The sequence below is a fragment of the Okeania sp. SIO3B5 genome (assembly GCF_010692555.1).
In the GTDB taxonomy this organism is placed as follows: domain Bacteria; phylum Cyanobacteriota; class Cyanobacteriia; order Cyanobacteriales; family Microcoleaceae; genus Okeania.
The window spans coordinates 1-7,875 of record NZ_JAAHHG010000469.1; the positions used below are offsets into that span (position 1 = coordinate 1).

Genomic DNA, 7,875 nt, shown 5'->3' on the forward strand with positions numbered 1-7,875 from the left:
ACCCAATTCTTACCCAAATACTCAATTTTTGAGCATTCTTAGGGGAGTTCAGGGGTACTTTTTCACTACCTAAAAAGCCTAAAACCAATATCAGTAAAGACTTTTATATTTAATCAGCAAGCCCTATATAGTTAGTGTTTATCCGAACATAATATTACTACGTAAGCATTCAGCTATTAGCTGTCAGCTAGCCTCCTGGGTCGGAACTGCGGACTTCAGCAACAAGACTCTCTCATATAGGATAGTGTTTAAATTAACAACTGACTTTAAGGGCAAGGGAGGCAATTTTTGTAGTAATATCATGTCCGGATAATTAGTGATAAAAAACTTTCTCCTTCAACTCCAGTTCTTCTTCTTCCTTCTTCTTTCTTCCCTCCTGACTCCTGACTCCTGACTCCTGACTCCTACGCCGTTATTTATTTATAACTGTTCAACCGGACATGATATAAGATAGTTAAATATTGCTTTTATCCTAAACTAAAAGCAATAGCTGATAGCTGATTGCTGACGGCTGAATGCTTACATTACTACTAATACGCAGAAACCTACAGCAAGTCAGATATAGGATAGCGATCGCACAAAAAATGCCAAACCAATCGTAGATTGTACTAGATAATCATAGATTATGTCAAGCTGTTAATTACTCCTCTTATTTCTTCACTATGGAACTCACCAACCAAACAGTCTCAACAAATTAGTTAGCTCCAGTACGAATACTGTTCTAACTTATTCTCAAATCATATCATGTCCGGTAGCATCGGAGCGTGTATAAAATTAAGGTGACACTCTTGAGAAAACCTTCTACCTCCTGCCTCCTGCCTCCTGCCTTCCTTCCGCCAAAGTCTAACTATTCAACCGGACATGATATCAATGTTCGATCGCCATGCAAAATCAACCTCTCACCCTCCGCCACATAACATATGGTCTCAACCATCGCGATCGCTTCCTTGATAAACAACAGACAAGAGATTTTTTCTGGTAACTTTTGCTAGCAGTTGATAGGCAAGAGGCAAAAGGTAACAAGGAAGAAATTTTTTCAGAGAGTGGGCGGTACAAAAAAAGATTTTTCTGATAACTTTTGCTTCCAGTTCCCGGAAATGGTTGAATAAAATTATTGATTTTCTGAATATGTTTATTATCCTTTGATACAAAATCCAGTTGAACAGTTGTCATTGTGACGATAGGAAGTAACCTCCTAAACCCCTGAGACTGCTTCCTTCCACTCCGTTTCAGTTGCAATGACTTAGATATAGTAATTCTCCGGATTTGATATGACTCTACCGAACTTTCGACACACCCATCTTGTTCTACTTCAAATACCTCGACACACTCTACTTCAGTTAATTCTGTAGTAGTCTCCTGAATCTTCTGGTTAACTTGCTCCCTTGACTCAACAGCGCTCTCAACACACTCTTGTTGTTCTGCCTCAACTACCCGATCGCTCTCTACTTCTACCAATACTGTGGCCACTTCCTGAATAGTCTGACCTAAATTACCCCCTAGCTCCACACAACTATCCACAAACTCAGATTTTTCGACCTCTACCACCTCTTGTTGTGATGGGGTGATGGGGTGGTGGGGTGATGGGGTGATGGGGTGATGGGGTGATATGCGTGATGGGGCGATCAGGTGGTGGGGTGATAGAGAGATAGAATGGCCATCAAATGTAGTGGCATCGCCAGGCAATTGTTTCATCCCTATCTTTAACCCATTCTTTTCTTCCGACTCAATACTCTGCTGCTGATCCTTATTTTTCCTTGAGGTAGACAACTTCCGGCCTTTCCCTGCCGTAAAACTTACTTTCTTCCTTGTCCCCAGAAAATAGTTGCTCAACTTCTCTTTGAGCTTTTTCTTAGCCACATATATCCGCCTGCATACATTTTCGTAGGATATCCCTTGCCGTTCCGCAATTTCTGTATGGGTAAGCTCCTCATAAAAATGTAAAATAAAAGTCCCTCGCAACCTTTCCGGTAAATCAGCGATCGCCTGTCGAATCTCAATGGACCTCTCCTCTCTTTCCAGAAAACTCTCTGGCAGCTCCACCGAAGAGGCCATACCCATCTCATCTGTCTCGCTTACCCATTCAATACTTTCAACACCCCTAGCGTGTCGAGAACGTTCTCGAATAATGTCAATACAGAGGTTACGAGTCAACTGTATCAACCAAGCCTTAATATTAGTAATTTGCACCCTGAACCTTTGCACCTTTTCCCAAGCTTTCAGCATTGCCAGACTTAGAGCATCTTCCGCATCTGTATGGTTAGAGTTCATCAGTCTGAGACAGCACCGATAAAGCATATCTTGATGCTCAATCCATTGCTCCCAAAACTGACCAACCAGATCGAGATTGCCCCTCTCGGTTAAAGCAAAGTCCATTATACGTCCTCTTAGATCTGCAACTATCTACATAAATAAAGACGTAAGGGATTTACTGGTGTGACCTATCAAACTTAATATAATCAGGCTTTTCTTCAATAGTGAAAATCAACCCTTATTAGCTACCTGCACAAGTCTAATCATTTGTCAATCTCATAAAATCTATGAATAGGGTTTGCGCTCATAAAGTCTTTTTGGTAGGGTAGGCAATAGGGAGTAAGGAGTAGGGAGTATTTTTTAATATTTTCTGTGCTTATTCTTTGATTTTTTCTTCCCACCCAGGACTCCGTGGCTCAAAAATTTAATCCTGATCCAAAGATACCAAATGGCTTCTATATAGTGTCTTTGCATAAGTCCCGATATTTTTTAAATAATTAGGGCTTGCTGATTAAATATCGCGCGTATTGACTGAATATTGGCTTTAGCGTTTTTGGGTTAAAAAAAGTACCAGTTTTTCGGTGGTAAGAGCTGCAAAAAGCTAGTATTTTGGGATGATTATGGCAGAACAATCTTGGGACAATTTTTCCGACTACCTCCTCTATAATTCCCATTTATCCCCTCCAGGGAGGGGGAGGGGCGAGGGGTGGCTTGTCTCCTGTCTCCTGTCTCCTGTTTCCTCCCCCTACCAAAAGATTTTATGAGCGCAAACCCTAATTACAGATGGATACAAAACAAACTACAGATTCTATCAAGCTAGATTTTGTTTTAGAGACTATCAACCGCAAGCTACTAGAAACCAACAATCATCCTCTAAGTACCACAGAAGTTATCATTCTTCAAGGTATTTGGGATAATAAGACCTATGATATAGTTGCTGAAGAGGCAAGTTACAGCTCAAGTTATCTAAGTAATGTCGTTGCTCCTGAGTTATTTAGACGAATTTCTGATATTATTGGTCAAAGGGTGACAAAGAAAAGCTGTCGGGTGCAACTTCAAACATATCTCATCCCACAAGCTACCTCAAAAAAAACCTTCCTGAGTCAAGATTCCGGAAAACTTTCTTCTAGTGTAAGACAACTAATGTCACCAATATTTCCGAGTGGATCTATTTCTCTAGATTCACCATTTTACATAAAACGAGCCGATATTGAAAAGCAAGTGTATGCAGAAATTGAGAAACCAGGAGCATTGGTGAGAATAAAAGCACCCCAGGAGATGGGCAAAACTTCCCTTCTTTTGAGGGTTATAAACTATGCAGAAAGTTTGGACTATCGCACCGTGAACTTAGATTTACAACAGGTAGGCCAAGACATTTTGAGTGGTGGTATCAACAAATTTTTACGTTGGTTCTGTGCTAATATTGCCCATCAACTAAACCTAGAGCCTAACTTAAATGACTATTGGGATGAAGATATTGGTAGCAAAATTAGCTGTAGTCTATACTTCCGCAACTATTTATTACAGTCAACTAATTCTCCCCTACTTCTAGCTTTGGATGAAGTCAACCAGATTTTTGAGTATCCAGAAATAGCAAAAGATTTTTTTCCTCTATTGCGCTCATGGTATGAGGAAGCAAAAAGACTCCCAGTCTGGCAAAACTTACGTTTAGTGGTAGTTCACTCCACTGAAATTTATGTACCTCTGCAACTGAAACAGTCACCTTTTAATGTGGGATTACCAATTCAGTTAGGTAGTTTTAGCTTAGAAGCAGTTTTGGAATTAGCCCAATCTTACGGACTCGACTGGAGTGATGAGAAAGAAGCAAATCTTTTGATGGCAACCGTTGGAGGACATCCAGCACTGGTGCATCTGGCTATTTATCATCTGAGTCGAGAAGATGTGACAATGAGGCAATTGTTAGAAACTGCAGCCACATCTACCGGAATTTATGGCAGTCATTTGCGACGTCATCAAGTAAAGTTGGAAGAGGAGCCAGAATTAACGATCGCTATGCAAAGTCTTGTCAATACTAATGAACCTATATTATTAGAATCTATTATTGCTTATAAGTTAAGTAGTATGGGGTTAATTAAGTTCCATCGAAATAAAGCTACATTAACTTGTGATTTGTATCGACAGTATTTTAGGAGTCAACAATAACCTCTTAAATAATTAACAATTAATAATTGCCTTTTCTTATAAAGAAGAGGATTGGCTAAAAGAATTTTTTTTCTTTTCTTGGTCGATTGATCATTACTTTTCAAAATTTACATTGGGAAGTCAAAGATATACTAAAATTGATGCCATCCGAGTATTTTCGCCGTCAGTTTTATATTGCGGTTAGGCCATCTGAACCTTATCTGACTCATCTGACTCAGATGATTGAGTTTATAGGTTCTGACAATTTAATTTTTTGGTCAGATTATCCACATATTGATCGTCATTGATATTAGTGATATTAGTCAGGGTTTAATTATGAAGCTTATTCAACGTCTTGTGACTTATTTGTCTCTATTTATCGCTTTTGTTAGTTGTTTATGGATGCTACATATCAATCCAAGTTTGGCATATACCAATGATAGTGAAGTGGGAATTGCAAGTAAAACTCCACTCAATCTAAGTTTGGCATATACCACCAATGATAGTGAGGAGAAAATTATAAGTAAAATTCCATTCAATCCTATGGCTCAGGACGGTGTGCAATTTTTCAATAATTTTGCTTGGAAAACTTTTATTGCTTTGAATTGGCCTGCGGACTGTAACACCCGTGAAGCTTTTCCAGAAGAGACAAAAATTGGGCAAAAGCCTGATTCACCTCGTGTTTGGGAGTTTTACTCATATCCTGAAGAGGTGTTTCTATCTAAGGGACAAAATCCTAAAGATCAAGATGGTAAACTTAAGTATCAGTTTTCCCCTCCTCAATGTCGTCCGAAAGCAAATAACGAAAAACTGCTAAAACATCTAGCCAACATGCCGAATTTGGGATTATTGGAAGGCGCCTCTAAATATAAAGGAGAAATAAGTATTCTTGATCCCGATATCTCTTTAGTCGATCGTAAAGGAAATTATATTATGAATGAAGAACGAATAAATCCAATTGAAGTTAATCAAATCCTCAAAAATGATTGGTATGATGCAAAAAATTTCAAGAAATTTAACAGCAGCGACAATCTTTTTAAATTGGTATGCAGTAAAAAAGTTGATGGCTATGACAGTTCAAATTATTGCAATGAGTATGACAATGAAGGAGCGATCGAAATTAAGGCTGCATGGATGGTTGCCCAAGATATGGACGAAAAGGAAAGGGAGAAGTATTACATTACAAAGCGAGCAATCGACATTGATACCGAAGATGGTAATAAAGTTCCTAAAATAGTAGATGTAGCTTTAGTCGGGTTTCATATCTTTCACAAAACGAGCTATGCTGGTTGGGTTGTTGCAACTTTTGAGCATATAAAAAATGCACCTGATAATAATGACATTGAGAAACAAAATAACACTGATGAAAATTATAATCTTTACGATACTAATTGCGCAGGAAAAAGATGTCCAGGAAACAATCGCGTTACTGCACAAGAACCTTACCTCTGGGGCTTGAAAGAGACAGATAAATCTCTTGATAATGTGACGAACACTATTTATGCTATGACCAACAATAGGGGCAAAAATGAAGCACAAGTCCCCTCACAAATAACTCGAGAAAATCCCATAGATATATATGAAGAAAAGAGTAACGAAAAATGGCAAAAATTATTCAAGTCGATGAATGCATGGCCTCAATTCTATCAACTCATAGGAGTTCAATGGTTAGGTAATCCCGGATTACTTTTTACTGCTTCTGATGTAAGTGAAAGTCTGAATGGTGAGGAGCATTTGGCAAATGTTGCTTTAGAGCCTTTCGATCAAAAATTGAGTTCTTGTTTTAAGTGTCATTATAGGGCTAAATTGCCAAATAGCAATGCTCCTGCAGATTTATCCTTTTTGATTGGACATGCTGAAGATTGATCTGTTGTCAAGAATGGCAATTAACCCTAATGGATGTTAGTAATGCAGGCATCCTCACCCGCGAAGGGTGTACCTCACCAATCTGAAATCTGCTGTATACTGTAACAAAATTTCTCGCAAATATTAAATCTAATTAAGGAGATTACATTATGACATTCCCATTAGAAACTACTCTGCCGCCTGAACTGCAGGACTGTTCAGGTAGCATCACTGCAAGGAGATCTATAACACAATTATCTCAACTTATAGCCTGGATTTGGTCTGATGATGATTATTATCTAGTGTTTGGAAAAGATGGTAATGAAAAAATAGCTCAAGAAAAACAATTGAAAAAGTTTTTAATTGAAATTTTCACCAATCAAAGTATATATTCAGGAGCTTTTATTTCTTACGGCAATGAAGACGCAAAAGTACGAGCGGATAAATTATCTACATGTATTGACTTCCTGTTCAAAAGTCAGAATGATCAGATCAAAAAAGAAGACATTATCCCGGTTGAGATGGAAATACCTACACTCACATTAGAAGATCTGTTTATGAAAATGAATGGGAATCATTTCGTACTATCATTGCCGGATGGTCAAAAATTCGTAAATGAGTGTTACTTCATAGTGGTGACCAATACATTTGTGGGGAGTTGTCAGATAATAAATGACTCAAATAACCCCAAAAAATTCATTTCATACCTCGCTTTTCCACCTTGTTATCCAGTAAATGATCAAACAAAACAGGATTTCAAGAATTGGGCAAGTGAAAATATACAAATGAGCGGCAGCTATCTTCCTCCAATTCTTCTTCCCTTGGGGAGTTCCTCCTAGAGCCAAGTTATCTTAGGACTATAGAACCCATTAGACCTCTCCAGAAAAGACGGAGCAAGGAGTAGGGAGCAGGGAGTAGGGAGAAAGAATTGATAATTTATGTACGATAATAGATTTTACTTTTTATTATTAGACATCTCCAGAAAATAAATAACGGGAGTTAAACCATAGCAAAAAACTAACTTAATCCAGGAAAATTTACCCAAAAAAATCCTTTTTTATACCTTTTTGCTAAAAATCTATATTCCTGTTGGCTGTTACTAGATGAGCTGTTGCCTCTAAGAGTAAGAATTCTATTTTTTTTCGGAGATGTTTATTGGAGATGTCTATTAGACATCTCCAACACACCCTCGCAATTCGAACAACCCTTAGAACTGGTAAAACAATTGGGTAAAGTATCGATCGTTAGGGAAGAATAGTAAATATTGTAGGGGTAATATAAAATCCGGTTATACAGTAATCGCAAAATTACTTCCTGAACTTACAAATGTTAAGCATGAATACTAATTTAAAAATTTATGCTATTCAAATCCTTTCTTACTCCTTACTTCTTACTCCTTACTCCTCAGTAATACGATAACTAATTACCCGGATTCTATATATAGCATTTCCCAGGTTAGTGAGGTACACCGCTAAAGATCCCCCCTAACCCCCCTTGAGAAGGGGGGAACTGAAAGTCCCCCTTGAGAAGGGGTATTTAGGGGGATCGTTGATGTACCTCACCAGACTGAAAACCGCTATAAGAGGTAAAACCCTTACTCTATAGGCATTGTTTGTGTAAATAATCCTTTGTAGA

The 7,875-nt window shown here is 38.2% G+C and carries 5 protein-coding genes; 4 read left to right on the forward strand and 1 reads right to left on the reverse strand.

From position 1 onward, the window contains the following. Positions 1-891: 891 nt before the first annotated feature. Entirely contained in the window at positions 892-2,376 is a 1,485-nt protein-coding gene (locus F6K54_RS35650; RefSeq protein WP_293088508.1) for an RNA polymerase sigma factor, read from the reverse strand. 660 nt (positions 2,377-3,036) lie between these two features. Between F6K54_RS35650 and F6K54_RS35655 the strand changes: the two genes are divergently transcribed. From F6K54_RS35655 to F6K54_RS35670, 4 genes are all read left to right on the forward strand, one after another. Further along, complete coding sequence (locus F6K54_RS35655; protein WP_293088510.1) at positions 3,037-4,416, forward strand: AAA-like domain-containing protein; 1,380 nt, start codon at positions 3,037-3,039, stop codon at positions 4,414-4,416. 140 nt (positions 4,417-4,556) lie between these two features. Continuing rightward, positions 4,557-4,703, forward strand: coding sequence for a hypothetical protein (locus tag F6K54_RS35660; RefSeq protein ID WP_293088511.1), 147 nt, complete (start codon positions 4,557-4,559; stop codon positions 4,701-4,703). 28 nt (positions 4,704-4,731) lie between these two features. After that, the gene (locus F6K54_RS35665) at positions 4,732-6,261 is read left to right on the forward strand and encodes a hypothetical protein (RefSeq protein ID WP_293088513.1); all 1,530 of its coding nucleotides are present in this window, start codon (positions 4,732-4,734) and stop codon (positions 6,259-6,261) included. A gap of 149 nt (positions 6,262-6,410) precedes the next feature. After that, the gene (locus F6K54_RS35670; RefSeq protein ID WP_293088515.1) at positions 6,411-7,079 is read left to right on the forward strand and encodes a hypothetical protein; all 669 of its coding nucleotides are present in this window, start codon (positions 6,411-6,413) and stop codon (positions 7,077-7,079) included. The last annotated feature ends 796 nt before the right edge of the window (positions 7,080-7,875 follow it).